A 22,553-nucleotide genomic window follows, 5' to 3' on the forward strand; every position below is an offset into this window, starting at 1 on the left:
AGTAGTTGGGGGTCTCCCCCTGTGAGGATAGGACGTTGCCAGGCAAGATCGTTCCGCAATAGCTCAGTGGTAGAGCAACCGGCTGTTAACCGGTAGGTCGTAGGTTCAAATCCTACTTGCGGAGCCAATTAAGGCCCGTTGGTCAAGCGGTTAAGACACCGCCCTTTCACGGCGGTAACACGGGTTCGAATCCCGTACGGGTCACCATTTGGAGGATTAGCTCAGCTGGGAGAGCACCTGCCTTACAAGCAGGGGGTCGGCGGTTCGATCCCGTCATCCTCCACCATTTTATTTTAATTCATCAAACCATATATGCCGGTGTAGCTCAGTTGGTAGAGCATCTGACTTGTAATCAGAGGGTCGAGGGTTCGAATCCTTTCGCCGGCACTCCTTGGGGGGGTAGCGAAGTGGCTAAACGCGGCGGACTGTAAATCCGCTCCCTCGGGTTCGGCGGTTCGAATCCGCCCCCCCCCACCAGGTTTGAGCCATTAGCTCAGTTGGTAGAGCATCTGACTTTTAATCAGAGGGTCGCAGGTTCGAGCCCTGCATGGCTCATTTTTTATGCGGAAGTAGTTCAGTGGTAGAATACGACCTTGCCAAGGTCGGGGTCGCGGGTTCGAATCCCGTCTTCCGCTCCATATTATTCCCTTTAATGGGGCCTTAGCTCAGCTGGGAGAGCGCCTGCCTTGCACGCAGGAGGTCAGCGGTTCGATCCCGCTAGGCTCCACCATTTGTTTTTTTCTTAAGTTACTTACGACTTAAGTTTTTTTTTGCCTAAATCCATGAACCATTCACTTGAGAGTACAGAGAAAGGCAGCCTGCCACCATTCAGGCTGCCTTTTTGTATGTTTATTCATCATTGTGTGAAGTTGAACCACGAGTTTGGTAGCGTTTACAATGAAAGTATAAACGTTCAAGGGGGAATGGGGATGAATTGGTCATATATTGAAGTGCCGCTACGCTATGGACAGGGGAAACATGGTGTAGAGCAAGGTCCATCAAAATTACGGACACTCGGATTGGAAACACTATTGCCAACGGAAACGAAGCAACAGACGATTCGTGTTTTACCTGAATCTGAAATGATTAACAGCGAAGAGCACTTGAAACGGGTGGATGGAGTCTTATACACGGTTCAAGAACTCGCTGAGGTCGTCGATGCAGAAATTCAAGCGAAGCGATTCCCGTTGATTGTTGGGGGCGATCACAGCATGGCGATTGGGACGCTCGCCGGTCTTGCCAAAACAGGTCCATACGGCGTGATTTGGGTCGATGCGCATGCTGATTTAAATACAGGTGAAACATCTCCATCGGGCAATATTCACGGTATGCCGCTTGCCGCCGCTATGGGGATGGGGGATATCCGTTTGACGGAGGTCGGCGGACGTGAACCGAAACTTACGCCTGAGCACTTGGTCTATATGGCACTTCGAGACATCGATGAAGGTGAGATTCGAGAGATCAATCGACTCGGCATTAAAGTGATCACGGTCGAAGAAATTCGAACGCGGGGCGTCGATGTCATGATGAAAGAGGCACTCGCTTATTTGCGCGCACGTGTCGATCGTTTCTACCTCAGCTTCGATATGGACAGTTTGGACGCGCAACTCGTCCCAGGTACCGGCACGCCGGTCGAGCAAGGTCTTACGGCCGCGGAAGGGAAAGCGATTTTGGCCGAAGCGATGAAGGCAGACGATTTGATAGCGATTGAGCTAGTTGAATTGAACCCAGCGCTTGACCATGATGATACGACGGCCCAGTTGGCGTTCGAGTTGTGCGAGACAATTTTGAAATCCAAAGAAAACCTGTTATTGGAAAGTGAAACTGTCTGATGACCTTACAGTTTCCAAGTCCCTTTGTTACAATGGACTTGGAAACTTTTTTTGTTGTCATATTTTTTGAAACCTACATAGAAATTGATTCGTATAGAAAGATGACCGCATAGGTTGCGGAGAGGGGAAGTGGATTGATGGAACGGCTGACCACCCGTTTAGTAGACGAATTGAGGTCGGGGAATCATGATTCGTTTGCTGAGCTGGTAGAACTGTACAAGGATGGTGTCTTTGCTGTCGCTTATAAGATATTGTATGATCGTGGCGAAGCAGAAGATGCTGCCCAGGAGACGTTCATTCGGGCGTATACCAGAATTGATACGTACGATCCGCAGTACAAGTTCAAGACGTGGCTCTATCGCATTGCGACGAACGTCGCAATCGATCGTCTCAGAAAGCGAAAGCCGGAATATTCGATGGATGCCGAGATTGCGGGCACCGACGGCTTGACCTATCAGGACCATTTGGCTGATGAAGCACCCCAACCCGATGCCCAAGTCGTTCATCGCGAAATTCGAGGCGAGATGCATGAAGCGATTAAGCAGTTGCCCGATAAGTATCGGATTCCGCTTCTGCTGAAATACGTGGATGATTTATCGCTGAAAGAAATCAGTGTCATGATCGATATGCCGGTCGCTACGGTTAAAACAAGGATCTTCCGGGGAAGAGAAATGTTAAAGACAATCTTTCAAAACAGGGAGGGGTTCAATTGACTCCTGAAGAAAAAGTACAACAATATTTGGAAGATGGCATCCTGCCCGAAGAATCTGACGAACTACGTCATTTGTTGGAGGACGACGACTTATATGAAGCGTACCTTCAATACGAACGAATAGATGCCGAACTGAAGGCTTTACCACGGCCGAAATTATCCGATGATTTTACAGCCCGTGTGATGGCGTCCTTACCGGAAGCGAAAGCACGGGTAGAGGTCACACCGGTGACTCGATTTGAAGACAAAGTCCGGACGAAACAGAGACCACAATCCAAATGGATGACATGGTTCCGTAAGCATCCAGGACTGATGGCAGCGGCCTTATTCTTCAGTTTGATGTCGAGTGCGACACTCGGCCTATGGAATGAGTCGACAGAGACGATGACGTACACGAAAGTGCCGGGCATCGTTGTCACGTCAAACGAGGTCGTTATCCCAGAAGGCGTTACCGTCGATCGAGATATCACGGTCCAAGGCGGTGACCTTCGAATTGAAGGGACGGTCAATGGAAACGCGACGGCTGTAAATGGCCGGGCTTATCTAGCTAGCGCTGGAGAAGTAACGGGAGAACTCGAGCAGATCGATCGGATGTTTGAGTGGATGTGGTATTCGTTCAAACAAATCTTCTAACGGAGACGCCGGAGACGGCGTCTTTTTGTGTTCGTTTCAATCTGGTTTCGTTTTATCGTCTAGCGATGCGTGGTTTCGGAAATGTGATATAATGTAATTTGCACGAATTGGCTAGGTAGTTGAGGAGGGGAGCATTTGCCGCTACTTGAACAAGTATCATTCTTATCATTTTTTAGTCTTTCAGAGAACGTACATTGGTACGATTATTTGAATGACGTTTTAGATATTGTCGTCGTCACGTATGTCATCTATAAATTGATGATGATTGTACGTGGGACAAAAGCGGTCCAATTGATTAAAGGGATTTCCATTATTCTTGTCAGCTGGTTCCTCAGCGGGTTCTTTGGGTTGAAGACATTACAGTTCTTATTGAATCAAGTCATCACATATGGACTACTCGGAATCATTATCATCTTCCAACCAGAACTTCGACGAGGACTCGAGCATTTAGGACGAACGAGCAATTTATTTGGCCGGACAAGCACGAGCGATGAGGATAAGCAACGTCAAATGATTGAAGCGATCGTCAGTTCAGCGCAATATATGTCAAAACGTCGCATCGGCGCATTAATTGCGATTGAACGCGATACAGGCTTGAATGAGTATGTCGAGACCGGTATTCGCATGGATTCACATATTACATCACAACTGATCATCAACCTGTTCATTCCGAACACCCCCCTGCACGATGGGGCGATGATTATTCAAGATGGGAAAATTGCGGCAGCGGCTTGTTATTTGCCGTTGTCCGAGAGCCCGCACATCGATAAAGCGTTAGGAACACGACACAGGGCTGCGATTGGCGTCAGTGAAGTGACCGATAGCGTGACCCTCACCGTCTCTGAAGAAACAGGTGCCGTGTCGCTCGCGATCGCGGGTCGTCTGTATCGAGAGTTGGATGAGGAGGCACTTCGCAATAAATTGATCCAAGAACTCGTTATTGAAGAAAAAGAGACGACGCTCTCGTTCTTTAATAAAAAAGGGGGGGACAAGTAAGTGATTGATCAGTGGTTACAACATAAATGGTTTCTCCGCATCATCGCACTTGCTTTAGCCATCCTGCTTTATTTCATGGTCGCCGAGACGAGCTCGTCGACGAACTCCACGAATGCCCTCCCGATTGTCGGACAAAGTTCGATGTCGCTCGACGTACCGGTCGAAGTGTTCTTCGATGAGGTGCAGTACGTGGCTTATAACGTTCCGGAAGAAATGAACGTTGAACTTCAAGGACCATCTAGCAGTTTAACGATGACGAAGTTGGTGAAAGATTATCAAGTCTTCGTCGATTTGACGAATCTAGGGACCGGATTCCATCGCGTTCCGGTCGAGGCGCGCGGCTTTGGCGGCGACGTCAACGTCAAGCTTGAGCGGGATACGGTAGAAATCTACATCGACCGCAAACAAACAATTGAAGTGCCGGTATCCGTCAACCTATTGAACAAAGACCAGTTGCCGGACGGGAAAGTTGTCGGTGACGCCGAAATCGAACCGGCGACGGTGAAAGTCTCGGGCGGTGCGAGTCGGATTCAAAACGTCAAAGAGATCACGTTGAACGTCGATGTCACCAATCAAAGTCAAACGTTCACGCGAGAATTGACGCCGACGATTTTAGATGCGAACGGCAATCCGCTCAACGTGACCGTCGAACCGAATATCATCAGTGTGACGGTTCCTGTCTACGAACAGAGCGCGGTCTTCCCGATTGAAGCGGTCACGTCCGGGGATGTGGCTGAAGATTATAGGCTTGTCGATACGTTGCTGGACGAGATGGAAGTCCGTGTCTTTGCGCCACAAGACGTGCTCGATACGATTGAAACCGTTGAGACAGAACCAATCGATGTGGACGGCATCGACAAGACCGGAAAAGTGACCGCCACTCTCGTTTTGCCGGAAGGCGCCTCGTCGCTTGAGACGAAGCAAGTGGAAGTCCAATTGCTCGTCCGGGCTGCAGATGAGTCGAGAGACGATACGAGCGAGTTGACGGAACGGGTTCGTTTGACAATACCTGTGACCGTGCGAGGATATGACCGGACGAACTTTACGCTCCAAGCACCCGAAGTGATTGGAGTGACGCTGTCCGGGAAACGGTCACTCTTAGAGAACATCACGTCGAACAGCGTGAGTGTGACCTTAGATTTGACTGGGCTCCCGAGCGGATTGCATGGGGTCGACGTCGATTATGAAGTACCTAAAGGTGTGACCGTCGTCTCACCGAAGACAATCGACATCGAGTTAACGAGTGTCGATGAACAAACCGAAACGTCCTCGATTCAATGAGGCGTTCAATCATACAAAAGTGAGGAATTGAATTTATGGGTAAATATTTTGGAACTGATGGAGTCCGCGGTGTCGCGAACTCAGAATTGACAGCAGAATTAGCATATCGTTTAGGTCGTGCGGGCGGCTACGTGTTATCGAAACACTTGCCAGCCGGCGAACAGCCGAAAGTCTTGATTGGCCGTGATACACGCATTTCAGGTCATATGCTTGAAGGTGCGCTCATCGCAGGTCTCCTATCAATCGGAGCCGAAGTGATGCGTCTCGGTGTCATTTCAACCCCAGGTGTCGCTTATTTGACGAAGTCGCTCGATGCGACGGCTGGTGTCATGATCTCGGCGTCGCACAACCCGGTCGCAGATAACGGCATCAAGTTCTTCGGTAGCGACGGCTTCAAACTCGACGACGCGACCGAAGCGGAAATCGAAGCGATTTTGGATGCGGCAGAAGACACGTTGCCACGCCCAGTCGGAAAAGACCTCGGCTTCGTCTCGGATTACTATGAAGGTGCTCAAAAATACCTTCAATTATTAAAACAGACGGTCGACGAAGATTTCGATGGTCTCCATATCGCCCTCGACTGCGCACACGGTGCGACGAGTGGATTGGCAGCCCGTTTATTTGCGGACCTCGAAGCGAACGTCTCGACGATCGGAAACTCGCCGAACGGCTTGAACATTAACGAAGGTGTCGGTTCGACTCACCCTGAGCACTTGGCACAATTCGTTCGTGAAAAAGGAGCGGACATGGGTCTCGCCTTTGACGGCGACGGCGACCGCTTGATTGCGATCGATGAGAACGGCGATATCGTCGACGGCGATAAAATCATGTACATCTGCGGGAAGTACTTGAGCGAGAAAGGCCGTCTCAAAGACAACACGATCGTCGCGACGGTCATGAGTAACCTCGGCTTCCATAAAGCGGTTGAAGATGCAGGCATGACGGCGCTTCAGACGGCGGTCGGTGACCGTTATGTCGTCGAAGAGATGAAGAAACACAACTACACACTCGGTGGCGAGCAGTCGGGTCACCTCATCTTCCTCGACCACTCGACGACAGGAGACGGCATGCTATCTGGCGTCCAACTCGCTCAAATCGTGAAGACGACAGGCCGCAAGTTGTCAGAACTCGCAGCTGAGATGCCGGTCTACCCACAAAAACTCGTCAACATCCGTGTCACGGACAAAAACGAGGCGATGAACGGCGACCGTGTCCTCGCGACGATTCAAGAAGCGGAAGCCGAAATGAACGGCAACGGCCGTATCCTCGTCCGCGCTTCTGGTACGGAGCCGCTCGTGCGTGTCATGGCTGAAGCACCGACATCGGAAGAATGTGACCGTTATGTTGAACGAATCGCACAAGTTGTCCGCGAAGATTACGGCGTAGAAGGATAATTCTGTCGAAATAGGGAATAAAACAAGGGAATCCGTCCTCGGGTTCCCTTTTTGTTTCCGTTTTGTCACTGTGAAATTATGTGATTTTCTTGACGAATGGAGGTGTGATTTGTACTATTAAGAGCGTGCCCTTAGAAACGGAAGGACACCCAGTACGAACCAAGCGCCAGAACTCTTCGGAGTTGACGAGGTTGGAGGTTATCGAGTTTTCGGCGGATGCCTCCTAGTCGCCTGTCACGACTACAAGCAAACCCTCAAAACGCCCGGGCGACCGGACGGCCAAAGGGGAGCGCGTTGACAGATCTTAGAAAAAGCCCGTTTCCTTTTTCGAGAAATCGAAGATAAAGGGAGAATTTTGTATGTGTGGAATTGTAGGAATGATTGGGAACACCGGAGCGAAGGAAATCCTTCTCAAAGGTCTTGAAAAACTTGAGTACCGTGGTTATGATTCGGCAGGTCTTGCTTTGATGCACGATAACGTGAACGTGCATAAAGAAGTCGGTCGGATTGCCGCGCTACGCGAAGTCGTCCCGGCAGAAGTAGACGGATTGATTGGAATCGGTCACACACGATGGGCCACACACGGTGTGCCGAGCGTCCCGAACGCCCACCCGCACCAGAGCACGACGGGCCGCTTCACGCTCGTCCACAACGGTGTCATCGAGAACGACGAGCAGATCAAGGCGACGCTAGACGTCCCGTTCCTCTCGGAGACGGACACGGAAGTCATCGTCCAGTTGATGGAGAAGAACTTCGTCGAACTCGGCGACGTCGAGGCGGCGTTCCGCAAGACGTTGTCTGAGCTCCACGGTTCGTATGCGATCGCGATGATCGACTCAGAGGACCAAGAGCGCCTCTATATCGGTAAGAACAAGTCACCACTCCTCGTCGGACTCGGCGATGGCACGTTCAACGTCGTGGCGTCTGACGCGATGGCGATGCTCCAAGTGACGGACCAGTACCTCGAACTCCACGACGGCGAGATCGTCATCTTGACGCGCGAATCGGCGACGATCAAGACACTCGACGGCGAAGTCCTCGAACGTGCACCGTACACGGCCGAGATCGATGCGTCAGACATCGAGAAGGGCACGTACGCGCACTACATGTTGAAGGAGATGGACGAGCAACCGGCCGTCATCCGTAACATCATCCAACATTACCAGAACGAAGCCGGTGACATCGAGCTCACAGAAGGCGTGCGCTCGCTCGTCTCGGAAGCCGACCGCATCTATATCGTCGCTTGCGGTACGAGCTACCACGCCGGTCTCGTCGGCAAGCAATTGATTGAGCGCGTCGCAGGTGTGCCGACAGAAGTGCACGTCGCGTCAGAATTCGGTTACAACATGCCGCTCCTCACTGAGAAGCCGTTGTTCCTCTTCATCTCACAATCAGGTGAGACAGCGGACAGCCGTGCCGTCCTCGTCGAAGTGAAGAAGCGCGGTTACAAGGCGCTCACACTCACGAACGTTGCCGGTTCGACACTCTCGCGTGAAGCGAACGAGACGATGCTCCTCCACGCCGGCCCAGAAATCGCGGTCGCGTCGACGAAAGCATACACGGCCCAAATCGCCGTGCTCGCGATCCTCGCGTATGATATCGCCCGCGCGAACGGCAAAAAGCTTCCGTTTGACCTTATGACAGAACTCGCGCGTATCGCGACGATCATGGATTCGGTCATGGCTCAAAAAGAAATCTTTGAGCAATTGGCAGACAAGTTCTTGAAAGAGTCACGCAACGCGTTCTTCCTCGGTCGTGGAATGGATTCATACGTTGGTCTCGAAGGTGCCCTCAAGCTCAAAGAGATTTCGTATATCCAAGCAGAAGGCTACCCAGGTGGAGAACTCAAGCACGGACCGATCGCCTTGATTGAAGACGGCACACCGGTCATCACGCTCGTCTCGCAACCGAACACGCACCTCAACATCCGCGGAAACATCAAGGAAGTTGTCGCCCGTGGCGCTGTTGCCTGCACGATCTCGATGGAAGGGATGGAACACGAGAGTGATGCATTCGTCTTGCCACGTGTCGAGCCACTCCTCACACCGCTCGTGACGGTATTACCACTTCAACTCATCTCGTATTACGCGGCACTTGCGCGTGATTGCGATGTCGACAAGCCACGTAATTTGGCGAAGTCAGTCACAGTAGAATAAATAATGGGCCAAGATCTTTCGGGATCTTGGCTTTTTGTATCAAACGGATAACAAATCATCGCAGGGATTTCAAGGATAAACCTCAGAATATCCTGAGGTTTTTATTTATTAACGATGATTATTTATTGATAAACAATAAAAAGAGGATTATGATGAAGGCATCAAACGAGGTGAGGTGTCTGCATCATGAAACGAGAGACGGTTTTTTTACGGTTGGCCGTATTCGTTCTGGCTGTTCCGATTGTGGCAGCCTGCTTGTTTTTGCTTCCGTACATTTGGCGCGAGGCGGTCGAGAGTGGGAGTTGGATTGAAGACTCGATTCGTCCAATCGTGATCGGCATGTATGGATCGGCCATCCCGTTCTTTATCGCCCTGTTCCAAACGTTCAGGCTGCTCCGGTTGATTGACCGCGACGAAGGGTTCTCCTATCGGGCTGTTCAATCACTCCGCGCGATCAAGTTTTGTGCGTTGGCGATCACCGCCGTCTACATTGGGACGCTCCCGTTTTTCTACTGGTTCGCCGAACGAGATGACGCGCCGGGGTTCCTCCTGATCGGGCTCGTCCTCGTGTTTGCCGCGTTTGTCGTCGCCGTGTTTGCGGAGCTGTTACAGAAGCTATTGAAGCGAGCCATCGATTTGAAGCAAGAAAATGATTTGACGGTCTGAGGTGAGATAGATGGCGATTATCGTAAATCTTGATGTGATGTTGGCAAAACGAAAAATGAGTGTGACCGAGCTGTCTGAAAAAGTGGGCATTACGATGGCGAACTTATCGATTTTGAAGACCGGCAAAGCGAAAGCAATCCGCTTCTCAACGCTTGAAGCAATCTGTCAGGCGCTAGACTGTCAGCCAGGCGACATTTTAGAATATCGGGAAGACTGATGGACAGGGCGCTTGCCCTGTTTTTTCATTGGACTTGAAACATTTTCCATCGTGTTGCGTATAAGACAAGAAAGACGAATGAAAAGAGGAAGCGATATGGTGCATACATGGAATGAACGGGCGCATGAAGCGTTAAAAGGAAAGACAGGATTGTTACTCATTTGGTCGTTTGCCTGCTCCGTGATGTTAGAGCTGGGGTTGATGGTAGACCCGACTTATTACGGTTTGACGGTGGAGTCAGTGCCGTTGGCTATCCTCAGCCTAGGTGGGATCTTATTTTATATCGCCCTCTATCCAATTAATGTCGGATACAACTGGCTCATCTTAAAAACGGTACGAGAGCAACCGGTTCGCTGGAGTGATGTGTTGGATCCGTTTCGTCACCGCTATGGAAAGCATTTGCTCGCGACAATTCTCATCTTATTTTTCCAAGTGTTGTGGACATTGTTGCTCGTCATACCAGGAATCATGAAGTATTTCTCGTATGCGTTCACATACTTCATCTTACGCGACGAACCAGAACTGTCTGCTACAGAGGCGATCACAAAATCGAGAACGATGATGCGTGGACAAAAGTGGGATGCGTTCAAACTCATTTTGCCATTCGTCCCGATGTATCTAGTCGGTTTGATTTTTTATATGCAACTTGATTTAGTCATCCTCGGGTCATGGATTTTCCTCGTCGCACTAGCACTCATCCGCCCGTTCATCGTCAGTCGTTTCGCTGTCATGTATGAAGATGCGCGCCACGAATATGACGAGCAGTGGAATCGCTCGGCTTGAAGCGCATCGGTTCCGGCGACGAGTGCTCGGTCATGATACAATCTTCCTGACAGAAGGGGGAATGAACATGAACATCGGCATTATCGGAGCGGGATTGAGTGGGATTGTCGCAGCACGCGACCTTGCCCGTCACGGTCATACGGTTGAACTGATTGAAAAGAGTCGGAGCGTCGGGGGACGCTTGGCGACGAGACGGATCGGTGACGGCAAAGCCGATCACGGGGCGGTCTATTTCACCGTACGCGGGGAAGCGCTCAAACAAGATGTCGCCGACTGGCAGACGAAAGGGTGGGTTAACGTGTGGTACACCGACCCGTATCCACGCTACGTCGCCGTCGACGGGATGAACGCCTTGGCCAAACGATTGGCCGACGGCTTGACTGTCCAGTTGAACGAGCGGGCCGAGACAATCACAATAGGAGATGACCAGGTCCGCGTCCAGACGGATGTGACGACGCGGCAGTATGACCGTCTCCTCATCACATCACCATTGCCGCAGACGCTCGACTTACTCGCAGATTTGCCGGTCGATACGGCGTTGCATGGATTGACCTACGCCCCGACGTTCGTCGGCTTGTTCGAGTTCGCTAACGAGGCTTCCATCGGTCCGGACGGGATACGCGATACGGACTTGGTGCCGGGACTGCTGAAAGTCATCAACAACCGCCAAAAAGGCATCTCAGCGACCGAACTCGTCAGCATCTATATGGACGAGTCGTGGAGCGAGGAGTGGTATGACCGAACGGACGAGGACACGCTTCGTGAGATTGAGCGGCTGTTACAAACGGTGACAGGGTCGGCCGTGATTCAATCGAGACAGTTGAAACGGTGGCGTTATGCTCAGGCGACCGACGTCTGGCACGAGCCGTTCTATCAAGTGAACGACCACATCTACTTGGCCGGTGACGTCTTTCTCGAACCGGACGACGCCTCAGGTCGAACGCGGTTCGAGAGCGCGTACGTCTCAGGACTCCGCGTTGCGGAAGCGATGCGCTAAACCTTCTTCGGAAGGTTTTTTTCATGACCGTGCCGAATAGTCAGACATATGAATTGGAGAGGGGAATCAGGTATGGGGATGATTGGCGCATATATGCGAATATCGGCCGAAGAGTTGACAGGACTGCTCCAAGAGCCGGACCGCTTCGAGCAACTGTTGGAAGATGAGGAACGACAGACTGATATCGATAAGTCGTGGCACGGCCTTTACTTTCTATTGACCGGGGCGACCGATTTGGACGAGATTGACCGCCATTCGCTCGGCAAGGCTGTTTTTGGAGGCGATGTCATCGACAAGGAGACGGGCATCGCCTATTTGACGCCGGGAGAAGTGGAAGACTTGTCGACGCGGCTTCAATACATTGAGTTGGACGCGCTCGAAGCGCGGTACGACGTCACGACGATGAACGAGCAGGAACTGTATCCGTTTGAACGTGAGTGGGGACTTGAGGAGAAACAGTACTTATTTGACCAGTTCGATGAATTGAAACGGGTCTTCGCCCAGGCGGCGCGAGAGCGGGAGGCGCTCATCACATGGATCGGGTAAGCGTAAAGGCGATCCGTCTTCAAGATGAGGCGTTGTTGTACGCGTTCGAATGCGCGAACCGAACATATTTCGAGCGTTCCGTGCCGAGCCGAGGCGACGCCTACTATGAGCCGGAATCGTTTCATCAGGCGTTACAGCAACTCTTGAGCGAACAGGCGAACGGGGACGGATGCTACTACTTGATTTGGCGCGACGACACAATCGTCGGGCGTCTGAACGTGCATCATACCGATACCGACACCGGTTCGGTCGGGTACCGGGTCGGGGCGGAGCATGGGGGACGCGGGTATGCCACGGCGGCCCTGCGACAATTGTTGACGTTCGAGTTGCCTGGCTTCAATCGATTGAGGGCCGAGACGACGAGCGACAATGTGGCATCGCAGCACGTATTATTGCGTGCCGGCTTTAAACGTGACGGCGAGGCACGACAGATGGAATGGGCAGGACGAACGCTGACGTTTTATACATATGTGTATCAAAACGACCGATGAAGGAGCAACTTCATCGGTCGTTTTAGTTGACGTCTATTAGTTTAGGGCATAAACTATCCTTATCTAGTTTAGGGGGTAAACCAATTATGAAAGAATTGATGCGGGAAGCCGTCCAACTGTTCGAGGAAGTCATGTTCCAAGGTGCAGAGCATGTCATCGAGGCGATGGAAGGTGACGTCTGGCATGACTATTCGCGAGAACAACTGCAGCTGCTCAAGTTACTTGAACAGTTCGGACCAATCCCGGCTGGACAGCTGGCACAGAAACAAGGTGTGCATAAGAGCGCCGTTTCGAACCGCTTAAAAAAACTCGTCGACAAAGACCTTGTCGTCAGTCGGCGTGGTCAAGACCAACGCGAGCGATTGATTGAATTGACGGAGGCCGGACATCGCGTTGTCAAAGAAGCGGATGCTGCCGTCTACCGTTACGTCGAGTCGCTACTCGACGGGAAAATAGATGAGACAGAAATCGAACAGTTCGTCCGGACGTTCCGGAAAATTAAACAACTGCTTCGAATTGGGGAGGAATAACACGTGCAGAAAATCATTCAATGGCGATGGGGAATCTTAATCGGTCTCATCGTCTTGACGGCCGCCTTATTTGTGGCGGCACCGAATTTGACGAAGCAGGCCGAGCAAGCCGGCAGCTTCCAATTATCCGAGGACATGGACTCGCAGCGGGCGCAGGACATCTTGAACGCCGCTGGAAAGAGCGACAAGACGATTTCGCTCGTCTATGAGTTCGAAACGCTCGGTGACGCCGAACGGGATGATATTTCCCGGGTCATCGATGAGATGAAGCAGGCGAGTCCAATCGTCAAAGATGTGCTCAATCCGTTTGAAAACGAAGAAACGGAAGCGCAACTCGTATCTGAGGACGGACGGATCGTGCTCGTTCCGATCACGGTCGAGGGATCAATGGAAGACATCAATGCTTTCGCGGATGACGTGCGAGCAGACATTCTCCCGGAAGATGAGACAGTTTACATCACCGGTGAAGAAATCATCAACAACGATGTGAACTTGAGTGCACAGGAAGGCTTGAAAAAGACGGAGATCATCACGGTCGTGCTCATTTTTGGCCTGCTTCTACTCGTGTTCCGCTCAATCGTGACGCCGTTCATCCCGCTCATTGCGGTCGGATTCACGTATCTCTTAAGCCAATCATTCGTTGCATTCTTCGTCGATTGGTTCGGCTTCCCGGTCTCGAACTACACGCAAATCTTCCTCGTGGCCATCTTGTTCGGAATCGGGACCGACTATTGTATTCTTCTTCTCAGCCGCTATAAAGAAGAACTCAGTGCCGGTCACGCGATTGAAGATGCCATTGTCAACACGTACAAGACGGCAGGGCGGACGGTTTTGATCAGCGGTCTCGCCGTGTTCGTCGGTTTCGCGGCCATCGGTTTTGCCGATTTCCCAATCTTCAAATCGGCCGTCGCCGTCGCGGTCGGGATTGCCGTCCTTTTGCTCATCTTGTTCACGGTTGTGCCGTTCTTTATGGCGACGCTCAAGCATCGCTTGTTCTGGCCATCGAAGAAGGCGGGCGAGCACCACGACAGCCGCCTTTGGGCCGGATTCAGCCGCATCTCGGTCAATCGACCGTTCGTCTCAATCCTCGTCGTCGCATTGATTACCGTACCGGTGCTGTTCACATATGATGACGCCCGTTCGTTCAATACGGTCGATGAGATTGGTGACGATTACGATTCAGTGCGCGGCCTCAACTTGATTTCGGAAGGGTTCGGACAAGGCGAGTCACTTCCGGTCCAAGTCATTTTGAAACAAGAGAGTGCGCTGTCTGAAGCCGATATTCCGTACATCGAGAAGTTCTCGAATGAACTTGAACAGATCGATGGGGTGAGCGGTGTTCGTTCCGTGACGCGTCCGACCGGTGACGTCATCGATGACTTTTACGTCGATACACAGCTCGAACAGGTGAGTGCTGGGCTGACAGAGGCTGAGACTGGTCTCGGTGACGTCCAGGACGGACTCGCGCAAGTCGAATCTGGGCTTGAGGCGGTCGTCGGACAATTGCCGGCCGGTTCAACAAACGCCGGCGCCCCGCTCGCGGAAGCGGCAGCAGGACTCGGCCAGTTGAACGCGCAACTCGGGTTGATTAGTCAAGGTCTCACGTCTTCGCAAAACATCCCTGCGGCCGTGGCGGGACTCGGACAAGTGTCTGCCGGTCTCGGTCAAATCGAGGCGGGCATCAATGAAGCTGCTGCGGCGTTGACGGCACAAGGCGCCCAAGCCGGAGAACTCGGGACAGGACTCGGACAACTCGCTGCGGGTGTCGGAGAAGCAAACGCGGGGCTCGCTCAAATTGAGGCGGGTATCAATGACGCGGCGGCATTCCTATCAGACTTGAGTAGTTCTGATAGTCTGCGCGACACAGGCGTTTACCTACCGGAAGGGACGCTTACGTCAGAGGAGTTCGCCCCGGCGGTCGAGCGCTACGTGTTTGCCGACGGGACGGCGACACAGCTCGAGGTGATCCTCGAGATGGACCCTTACTCACCGGAAGCAATCGATACGGTCGAGACCGTGAAAGCGACGATGGACCGGGTCGTCACAGATACGCCGTTCGCGGATGCGACGATTGGATATGCCGGCATCTCGAGTATTAACAGCGACTTGAACGAGACGTCGACGAACGACTTTAATCGGACGGTCGCCATCATGCTCGTGACGCTGTTCATAGTGTTGACGGTATTGTTCCGCTCGATGATCATGCCGCTCTATATGATTGGTTCGCTCTTACTGACGTATTACACGTCAGCAGCCATCACGGAGCTCATCTTCGTGGAAGGACTCGGTTACGACGGTATCAGTTGGGCCGTTCCGTTCTTCGGGTTCGTCATGCTGATTGCCCTCGGCATCGACTATTCAATCTTCTTGCTTGATCGATTCCGCGAAGAATCGATCAATGGGATGACGGTACGTGATGCGCTCGTCCATTCGATGACGAAGATGGGCACAGTCATCATGACCGCCGCCGTCATCCTCGCCGGGACGTTCGGAGCGATGATCCCGTCGGGCGTGCTCAGTCTCGTCCAAATCGCGACGATCGTCATCACTGGACTGTTGCTGTACGGATTGATCGTGTTGCCGTTGCTCATCCCAGCGATCACCGTATCGTTCGGCGACGGTGTCTGGTGGCCGTTCAAACGAAAAGTTAAAGATAGGGAATAGGGTTTAGGATGCACGGACAGCACAACGACGGTTGTGCTGTTTTTTTACGTTTAGTCAATGTCAACAAAACGGAGAAGAGCGAGCTTAAGATTTTAAAAAATGGACCGAAATATAAGATAGACCTTAATTTTATTGAAAGTAGGCAACAAGTATGGTGAATCATTTTGAAAAAATGAGCTCGTTACTCGTATCACGTATGTTGATTGTTTTATTTTTTCTTTCTTATCCGATTATGGGTGCTTTGTACTGGATTGGAGAACTCGCTGGACAAGACACAGTCCGTTTTATTGTGACGGGATGTATCATTCAGCTTGCTTCATGGGTTGGTTATCGTTTCTTTGTCGAACGTACTTGGTTAAAGTACGGACTTGTCACGTTAATGTATATTGCGGCTTCAGCGATCATCTTGACGCTGCCGGGTGACGCGATTCAAAACATCGTCTTTCTGTACATCGTCTTGATGTTGATGTACTTGAACCGCCATCTTGTGTTATACGGTAGCGTTCTCGCTCTAATCGTATCAGTCGTAGCTGTAGGCCTGGGCCGATTTTCATTTACAACGCCAGTTGACCTCGTCATTTGGTTCACGGTGCTCACGATGGCGTTGTTTGGCGCATACTTTGTCTCATTTTTTGGCGCAAAGTTATTGCATGAGACGTTCACACAACAAGAGAAAGCAGAACAACATGCGAGTGAAGTGGAACTCACGATGGCGAAGACGACAGCGAGTGCGACTACACTCCACGGGGCTGTATTCACGATGAGTGATTCCGTCGACTCTGTCACACATGCCTCAGAACAAGTGACCACACAAATCGGTTTGATGACGAACCGGACGTCTGAACAAGCAGGGTTGATTCAAAACGTCGCATCACAAATCCAGTCAACGGTTCAAGCGTTTGAACGCATGCAACAGCAACTTCAAGAGACAACTTCCCAAGTGAACGGCGTCTTACAAGATGCCCAAGTTTCACATGATAATATGGATTCAACGGAACGATCGCTTGCTGAACTGAATGTAAGTATCGGCGAAGTGAATCAAGCGTTTAAAGGATTGACAGAAAGATTTCAAGAAGTACGAAGTATCACCGGTACGATTCAGCAAATTTCGTCTCAAACGAACCTGCTGTCGCTCAACGCATCGATTGAGGCGGCACGAGCAGGTGAACACGGGAAAGGGTTTGCCGTCGTCGCGACCGAGATTCGAAATTTGTCGGCCCAAACCGCGCAAGCTTCGGCTCAAATCAATGACATCATCCAGCTTGTCATGCAAGAAGTACAAGTGACAGAACGGGCGATCGATGGCAGCACAGAGCGTTTATCGGCACAAGAAGAACAAGTCCGTAAGAGTGGGACATCGATTCTTTCGATGATCCAGACGACAGGTACGGTCGCTGGGACAGTAGATGAAACATCGACACAGCTTCAAGTCGTCGCTTCACAACTGAACAAAGTCCATCAAGTGACCGGCCAAATGTCGGCGTTGATGAATGCGCTTGAAGTGAACAGTCAAGATGTTCATGTGTTGACGATGTCGCAACAAGAGGCATTGCTCTCATTAAAACATCAAATTGAAGAATTGAACGAGATTGCGAACGAACTCGTCTAAACGATGGATACGCCTTTACAAATAGGCGTGTCCATTTGCGTATACATCTCTTCTAAAACGGGAAAAGTCTTGCGTCAGTCAGAACATGAGGAGGAACAAGCTATGGAAATTGTCATCACTGCTGTCTTAAAGGCACATCCGGGGAAAGAAGACGAGTTACGGCAAGCGCTCGATGAAGTCATTCCCCCATCGAGAGAAGAGGAAGGGTGCTTGACGTATGTACTCCATGAGTCAATCGATGCACCAGGTACGTTCGTGTTCTATGAAAAATACGAAGACGAGACGGCACTCGACCATCATATCAACTCACCGCACTATCAAGCCTATCGAAAACGAGCCGAGACGTTGCTTGCCGTCCGTGACGTGTACCGCCTACGTGAAGTCTGAAAGGAGAAAATCCGATGATCACGCAACCGATTATCCCGTGTATTTGGTTCGAAGGCGACGTCGAGGCGATTGCGGAGTGGTACGCGTCGACGTTTCCTGATTCATTTGTCGACTATACGACGAAACTTGCAGATACGCCGTCGGGTGAGACGACGGTTGTGACCGTCTCGCTGTCGGGGCAGTTCTTTCAACTGCTCGGCGCTGGTCAGCTGAAAGAACGTAACCCATCCATTTCCTATATGATCACGTTCCCGACGTCGGAAGAAGTGGAGACGCTTTGGAACAAACTTGTGGACGGGGCAGACGTGCTCATGCCACTCGACACGTATGATTTCAGCGAGCGCTATGGCTGGTTGACAGACAAACACGGTGTCTCCTGGCAAATCATGCATAGCGGCGGGATGGACATCCAGACGGTGACCCCGTGCTTCTTGTTCGTTGGGGACGTGTTCGGACGCGCCGAGGCGGCGATGAATGACTGGATCTCCATCTTCCCGGATTCATACGTCCTGGAAGACCATATGATCCGTTACGAGGCGGCAGACGGTCCGGAGTTGGAAGGGAAGCTCAATTATGCCCGCTTCGTCTTATCCGGACGCGAGTTTGTCACGATGGACAGCGCGGAGAACCATCAATTCGCGTTCAACGAGATGCAATCGCTCATTGCATTTTGTGAGTCGCAAGATGAAATTGATGAGTATTGGGCCAAGCTGTCGGCCGTTCCGGAAGCGGAACAGTGCGGCTGGCTCCAGGACCGTTATGGCGTCTCCTGGCAAATCGTGCCGTGGGAGATGGAAGAGATGTTGACGACCGGTACAAAGGAGCAGTTGGCGCGAGTGACCGAGGCATTCTTGCCGATGAAAAAGATCGATATCGCCGCGTTACGAAACGTCTACTGACAAAAAACAAGCCGTCCCGATTACTTCGGAGCGGCTTGTTTGTCGTTTTGTTGGAAGTTGGACAGTGCGTCCTTCTCGATGATCGTATCGGATAAACGGAGCTGTTCGACGGCCTCGTCAATATACGGTTCGCATGCTTGAAGCGGCAAGTCATCGCCGGTCTCGACCGAATAACACATACCGCTGCCGACCGACTCCGTCAAATCCGGTACGAAATAGAGGTCTTCGTAGCGGAACGAGCCGTTTCGGAACACGGTCAAATTCGGATCATCGTCGAGGAGTGAACTTCCGAGCATATAGGTCGGTGTCATCCCGAGCAAATCGAGGATGGTCGGGGCCAGGTCGACTTGACCGCCGTTCGCCTCCACTGTCTGCCCTTGTTCGAGCCCAGACGGTTTAACGAATAACGGGACGGAGCGATCGAGCTGAAACAAGTCGACCGTGGAGTCGGCGTCCGCTTTCACGGCCATCTCGTCTCCTGCCATGGTCAGGCCGCTATCGTGATCACCGTAAAAGACGACCAAGGCGTCATCCCATATTCCGTTGGCTTTCAGTCGTTCGACCATGAGACCGACGGCGGCATCGGTGTAGTGGACGGTGTGGTAATAGCCTTGTAGGAGCGGGTCGTCATATCCCGATAAATCCAACCGTTTCTCCTCGTCTGGTATCTCATACGGTGTGTGGCTCGTCAATGCGACCATGAACGAATAGAACGGTTCGTCCAACGTGTCCAAGTGGTCGACCGACGTCGTCAGAAACTCTTTGTCGCCGACAGCCATCCCGATGACAGGCTCGGACGGATAATCGTCTTGATGGAAAAAGTGGTTGTAGCCGATTTGCTCATAGAAATTAGAGCGATTCCAAAACTCCTTGTCGAACGCATGCATCGCGGCCGTGTCATAGCCAGCTCGTTTTAACTGTGCAGGCAAGGCATCAAACACGTTCGTCGCATACTGCGTATACACCGAACCTGATTTGACAGGATAAAGCGAGGCGTTGACAGTAAATTCCGCATCGGACGTACGTCCTTCATGCGTCTGATGGTAAAAATTCGGGAAGTACAGCATCTCATCGCGAAGCGCGTTCAAATGCGGTGTCAGCTCTTGACCGTTGACCGTCTGGCCGATCACGGACGTTTGGAACGACTCGAGCTGGACGACGATGACGTTCGTATCGGCTGTGGCCTCAACCGGTTTGGTCGCGAACGCTTCGATTTGGTCGCGCTCGCGTTCCGTGAGATTGTCACCGAGGTCAAAGGCATCCTGAATACTGCGAAATGCATCGAGCCCGTGATAACCCCAAAACCCGAGCTGATAATACTCGCGCATGTTCGAGATTGGAGTTTGCCGATTGTCTGTGTCCGCGTAATAAACGGCAGTCGGGACGGTAAAGACGAGGAGGCCGACGAGAAAACCAGTTACTGCCAAGCGACGACCAAGACGTTTCGACTCCGTGACCGGGTGTCGCTTCATATAGAAGAGGACAGCCGCATAGACGAGCAAATCCGTGAACAAGAGGAAGTCGGGTGCTTGAATTAGAGTCAAAAAGCCGCCACCGACGTCTCCCATCTGGCCGATGTCCGAGAGCAAGGCAGCCGACAACAAGTTGCCGAAATAGCGGTAGTACCAGACGTCCGAGATGAGGAGCGTGCTGTGCAAAAATAAAGACGCGAACAAAATCCAGCGACGTGTTTGCGGTTTGACGAGTAGCGCCCAACTCGTCATCATCAAGATGGTCGCGAGGTTGATGAATAGAAAACTGACATCGAACGCGCTCGCGGTCAATAGGCTGAAGAGGAACAGCTTGGCGAGGGAGAGCGATAAGTAACTCCAATAATCGAGATATTTCATAAAAGGCCTCCAAACGGTACGGACAAAGTGTATTCTCTGTCATGTACCTGTTCGAAGGAGGCAAAAAACATGAGGGTGTGCGATTTTGAAAATAAAAAAGCGAGGCAGCGCCTCACTTGATTAAAAAGGTGTCCCGCAGCTCGATGATCGTGCCTTCCGGGGCTTTCAGTTTACTTAAATGGCCATCGACGACGAAGTAGATGTTCCCGCCGTGCTTCGGTAAGAACGTCACACCAAGGTCCTCGAGGCGCTGTACTTCCGCTTCGAGGTCATCGACGTAAAGCGCGAAGTGGACTGGACCAGCCGCGTGTTTCGAGTATGGTGACAACGTCTCGTCGACTTTGGCCGTTTGGAGCTCGATGTAAAAGTCGCCGAGTTTGAGCCAGCTGTTGAACGCGCGCGTATGAAAGTCGGGCGACTCCTGAACGAGTTCGAAGCCGAGTGCTTCATAAAATTGTTTCGACGCCTCATAGTCGGGCGTCTGGATGCAGAGATGGTGGATTTGTTTCATCGTGTCACTCCTTTGTTTCATTTTATCGAATCGACGTTCGGAACGGAACACCGGTTCAACTTACACCATCACTAGCGTATTGAGTAGTAAGAAAAGCAGGAAAATGGATCCTGAAAATATTAATACGCCCAATAATATGTTCCCTTTTTCGTCTTTAAATTTTTTGATATAAAAAATGGAAAAAATAAGTAGTACAGCCAACAGAATGGTCAAAGAAAGAAAGAGCAATGTAATCGAGTAATTCGATATGATTCCAAAATTGAAAAAGAATTCAGATATGAAAATGAATAGAAAAACTAAAGTCCCTACTAACAATGAGTAAAAATAAAGATTGCGATTAATGTCCATAACTAAACACTCCTTCTTCACTAGAGTTATAAAACTATAACGTCACGTCAAACAGAGACAGCCGTCATAAGTCGGACGTCCCTGTTTTTTTGGTCGTTGTGTGTTGGACAGCGTTGCCCGCCCTGAAAAAGAGGACGATGGCAGCCACTCCGAAAATCGAGATGAACACGTTTTGGAGCAGCACATCGATGAACATCGGCTCGCTCGAGAACGTACCCGTCGCAATCTGAGCATTCCAGCGGGTGAACGTGGCGATGCGTTCGAGCGTATACAAAAGTCCTGACATGAATAGGCAGGCGGTGGCCGCCAGTAACAGCGTCAATCGATTCAAGAAATGACCTCCTTGGATGTGCTATCCTGATTTTACCATTTTCTTTAGCGGGGGGAACTCCTATTTATCGTTTCACCGTGAGCGGCCGCAATTGCTTGACCCGAGTCAAGACGATCCAGCCGAGCACGGCTCCGGTCACACTTGAGGCGAGGAAAGCCGGGAAGAAGAACAGCGCGCCGAATTCGCTCCCCATCAACACCTTGGCGTACGGGACGGCGATGAGCGAGGCGATGAGGCCGGTCCCGATGACTTCACCGAATGCGGCGAACATGACTCGATTCGTTTTCATGAAAAATACGCCGGCCAGAAGCGCTCCAATCATACCGCCAGGGAACGCCAAGAGAGACCCGGTCCCGGTCATGACACGGACGAGTCCGGTCACGAACGCGACAAGAACGGCGCCGATTGGCCCGACGGTGACGGCGGCGATGACGTTCACCATATGTTGAATCGGATAGGCACGGGCGACACCGGTCGGAATCGAGATGAACAGGGAACCGATGACGGCGATGGCGATGAGCATCGCCATCCAAGTGAGTTGTTGAATACGCATAGATAGTCTCCTTTCAAAATGAAAACGCCACTTCTCCAAGTGGAGAAGTGGCGTGGAAAGACAGACGAATCCCACACCACTTCCCTACGCTGGTATGAGCCAGATCAGGTTCGAAGGGTCCGGCGCGTGCCGTCTCAGCCCGAAGGCTCCCCTAGTAGTCGTTTATT

22 protein-coding genes, 8 tRNA genes and 1 riboswitch are annotated in these 22,553 nt (G+C 51.5%); of the genes, 26 read left to right on the plus strand and 4 right to left on the minus strand.

From position 1 onward, the window contains the following. Nucleotides 1-52: 52 nt before the first annotated feature. The 26 genes from EVJ34_RS08530 (at nt 53) to EVJ34_RS08655 (ending at nt 18,793) form a co-directional block, all read left to right on the plus strand. Nucleotides 53-127 (plus strand) — tRNA-Asn (locus tag EVJ34_RS08530). Between the two features lie 5 nt (nt 128-132). After that, nucleotides 133-207: transfer RNA gene (locus EVJ34_RS08535), tRNA-Glu, on the plus strand. Nucleotides 208-210: 3 nt separating this feature from the next. After that, nucleotides 211-286 (plus strand) — tRNA-Val (locus EVJ34_RS08540). Nucleotides 287-314: 28 nt separating this feature from the next. Next, nucleotides 315-387: transfer RNA gene (locus EVJ34_RS08545), tRNA-Thr, on the plus strand. 6 nt (nt 388-393) lie between these two features. After that, nucleotides 394-477 (plus strand) — tRNA-Tyr (locus tag EVJ34_RS08550). A 5-nt stretch (nt 478-482) separates the two neighbouring features. Then, nucleotides 483-555, plus strand: a tRNA-Lys gene (locus tag EVJ34_RS08555). Between the two features lie 8 nt (nt 556-563). Next, nucleotides 564-638 (plus strand) — tRNA-Gly (locus EVJ34_RS08560). Nucleotides 639-654: 16 nt separating this feature from the next. Next, nucleotides 655-730 (plus strand) — tRNA-Ala (locus EVJ34_RS08565). A gap of 199 nt (nt 731-929) precedes the next feature. Next, on the plus strand, nt 930-1,832 hold the full coding sequence (rocF, locus tag EVJ34_RS08570) for an arginase (protein ID WP_131436168.1): 903 nt from the start codon (nt 930-932) through the stop codon (nt 1,830-1,832). Between the two features lie 137 nt (nt 1,833-1,969). Beyond that, complete coding sequence (sigW, locus tag EVJ34_RS08575; RefSeq protein WP_034779769.1) at nt 1,970-2,545, plus strand: RNA polymerase sigma factor SigW; 576 nt, start codon at nt 1,970-1,972, stop codon at nt 2,543-2,545. Continuing rightward, complete coding sequence (locus tag EVJ34_RS08580) at nt 2,542-3,177, plus strand: bactofilin family protein (RefSeq protein WP_131436165.1); 636 nt, start codon at nt 2,542-2,544, stop codon at nt 3,175-3,177. Before sigW ends, EVJ34_RS08580 begins: the two co-directional genes overlap by 4 nt. A 135-nt stretch (nt 3,178-3,312) precedes the next feature. Further along, nucleotides 3,313-4,173 carry a diadenylate cyclase CdaA gene (cdaA, locus tag EVJ34_RS08585; protein ID WP_024372448.1) on the plus strand — a complete coding sequence of 287 codons (861 nt, stop codon included), beginning with the start codon at nt 3,313-3,315 and terminating at the stop codon, nt 4,171-4,173. After that, nucleotides 4,174-5,454 carry a CdaR family protein gene (locus EVJ34_RS08590; protein ID WP_131436163.1) on the plus strand — a complete coding sequence of 427 codons (1,281 nt, stop codon included), beginning with the start codon at nt 4,174-4,176 and terminating at the stop codon, nt 5,452-5,454. Nucleotides 5,455-5,489: 35 nt separating this feature from the next. Beyond that, nucleotides 5,490-6,848: a phosphoglucosamine mutase gene (glmM, locus tag EVJ34_RS08595; protein WP_131436161.1), complete on the plus strand. Its 1,359-nt coding sequence runs from the start codon at nt 5,490-5,492 to the stop codon at nt 6,846-6,848. 359 nt (nt 6,849-7,207) lie between these two features. Then, nucleotides 7,208-9,004 carry a glutamine--fructose-6-phosphate transaminase (isomerizing) gene (gene glmS / locus EVJ34_RS08600; RefSeq protein WP_131485309.1) on the plus strand — a complete coding sequence of 599 codons (1,797 nt, stop codon included), beginning with the start codon at nt 7,208-7,210 and terminating at the stop codon, nt 9,002-9,004. 186 nt (nt 9,005-9,190) lie between these two features. Further along, nucleotides 9,191-9,670, plus strand: coding sequence for a DUF2975 domain-containing protein (locus EVJ34_RS08605; RefSeq protein ID WP_131436157.1), 480 nt, complete (start codon nt 9,191-9,193; stop codon nt 9,668-9,670). 10 nt (nt 9,671-9,680) lie between these two features. After that, a complete protein-coding gene (locus EVJ34_RS08610) occupies nt 9,681-9,887 on the plus strand; it encodes a helix-turn-helix domain-containing protein (protein ID WP_029594441.1) in 207 nt (68 codons plus the stop codon). A 96-nt stretch (nt 9,888-9,983) separates the two neighbouring features. After that, complete coding sequence (locus EVJ34_RS08615) at nt 9,984-10,670, plus strand: DUF975 family protein (RefSeq protein WP_131485310.1); 687 nt, start codon at nt 9,984-9,986, stop codon at nt 10,668-10,670. 67 nt (nt 10,671-10,737) lie between these two features. Further along, nucleotides 10,738-11,667, plus strand: coding sequence for an NAD(P)/FAD-dependent oxidoreductase (locus EVJ34_RS08620; protein ID WP_236636678.1), 930 nt, complete (start codon nt 10,738-10,740; stop codon nt 11,665-11,667). Between the two features lie 72 nt (nt 11,668-11,739). Continuing rightward, nucleotides 11,740-12,213 carry a YfbM family protein gene (locus EVJ34_RS08625; protein WP_161568898.1) on the plus strand — a complete coding sequence of 158 codons (474 nt, stop codon included), beginning with the start codon at nt 11,740-11,742 and terminating at the stop codon, nt 12,211-12,213. Beyond that, a complete protein-coding gene (locus tag EVJ34_RS08630) occupies nt 12,201-12,704 on the plus strand; it encodes a GNAT family N-acetyltransferase (RefSeq protein WP_131485312.1) in 504 nt (167 codons plus the stop codon). Before EVJ34_RS08625 ends, EVJ34_RS08630 begins: the two co-directional genes overlap by 13 nt. Before the next feature lie 86 nt (nt 12,705-12,790). After that, complete coding sequence (locus EVJ34_RS08635) at nt 12,791-13,234, plus strand: MarR family winged helix-turn-helix transcriptional regulator (RefSeq protein ID WP_131485313.1); 444 nt, start codon at nt 12,791-12,793, stop codon at nt 13,232-13,234. A gap of 3 nt (nt 13,235-13,237) precedes the next feature. Next, complete coding sequence (locus tag EVJ34_RS08640; protein ID WP_131485314.1) at nt 13,238-15,898, plus strand: MMPL family transporter; 2,661 nt, start codon at nt 13,238-13,240, stop codon at nt 15,896-15,898. Nucleotides 15,899-16,049: 151 nt separating this feature from the next. After that, nucleotides 16,050-17,507, plus strand: coding sequence for a methyl-accepting chemotaxis protein (locus tag EVJ34_RS08645; RefSeq protein WP_131485315.1), 1,458 nt, complete (start codon nt 16,050-16,052; stop codon nt 17,505-17,507). Nucleotides 17,508-17,609: 102 nt separating this feature from the next. After that, nucleotides 17,610-17,894, plus strand: coding sequence for a putative quinol monooxygenase (locus EVJ34_RS08650; RefSeq protein ID WP_131485316.1), 285 nt, complete (start codon nt 17,610-17,612; stop codon nt 17,892-17,894). A gap of 14 nt (nt 17,895-17,908) precedes the next feature. Next, nucleotides 17,909-18,793, plus strand: a complete 885-nt coding sequence (locus EVJ34_RS08655; RefSeq protein WP_131485317.1) for a VOC family protein — start codon at nt 17,909-17,911, stop codon at nt 18,791-18,793. A 20-nt stretch (nt 18,794-18,813) separates the two neighbouring features. Here EVJ34_RS08655 and EVJ34_RS08660 read toward each other — a convergent pair whose 3' ends face one another. From EVJ34_RS08660 to thiW, 4 genes are all read right to left on the minus strand, one after another. Next, nucleotides 18,814-20,643 carry an LTA synthase family protein gene (locus EVJ34_RS08660; RefSeq protein WP_131485318.1) on the minus strand — a complete coding sequence of 610 codons (1,830 nt, stop codon included), beginning with the start codon at nt 20,641-20,643 and terminating at the stop codon, nt 18,814-18,816. A 112-nt stretch (nt 20,644-20,755) separates the two neighbouring features. Next, complete coding sequence (locus EVJ34_RS08665; protein ID WP_131436138.1) at nt 20,756-21,154, minus strand: VOC family protein; 399 nt, start codon at nt 21,152-21,154, stop codon at nt 20,756-20,758. A gap of 412 nt (nt 21,155-21,566) precedes the next feature. Further along, on the minus strand, nt 21,567-21,833 hold the full coding sequence (locus EVJ34_RS08670; protein ID WP_131485319.1) for a hypothetical protein: 267 nt from the start codon (nt 21,831-21,833) through the stop codon (nt 21,567-21,569). A gap of 64 nt (nt 21,834-21,897) precedes the next feature. Beyond that, the gene (thiW, locus tag EVJ34_RS08675; RefSeq protein WP_131485320.1) at nt 21,898-22,386 is read right to left on the minus strand and encodes an energy coupling factor transporter S component ThiW; all 489 of its coding nucleotides are present in this window, start codon (nt 22,384-22,386) and stop codon (nt 21,898-21,900) included. A gap of 64 nt (nt 22,387-22,450) precedes the next feature. Further along, nucleotides 22,451-22,549: riboswitch (TPP riboswitch) on the minus strand. Nucleotides 22,550-22,553 lie beyond the last annotated feature (4 nt).

It is taken from the genome of Exiguobacterium sp. SL-9 (assembly GCF_004336985.1).
GTDB lineage: Bacteria > Bacillota > Bacilli > Exiguobacteriales > Exiguobacteriaceae > Exiguobacterium.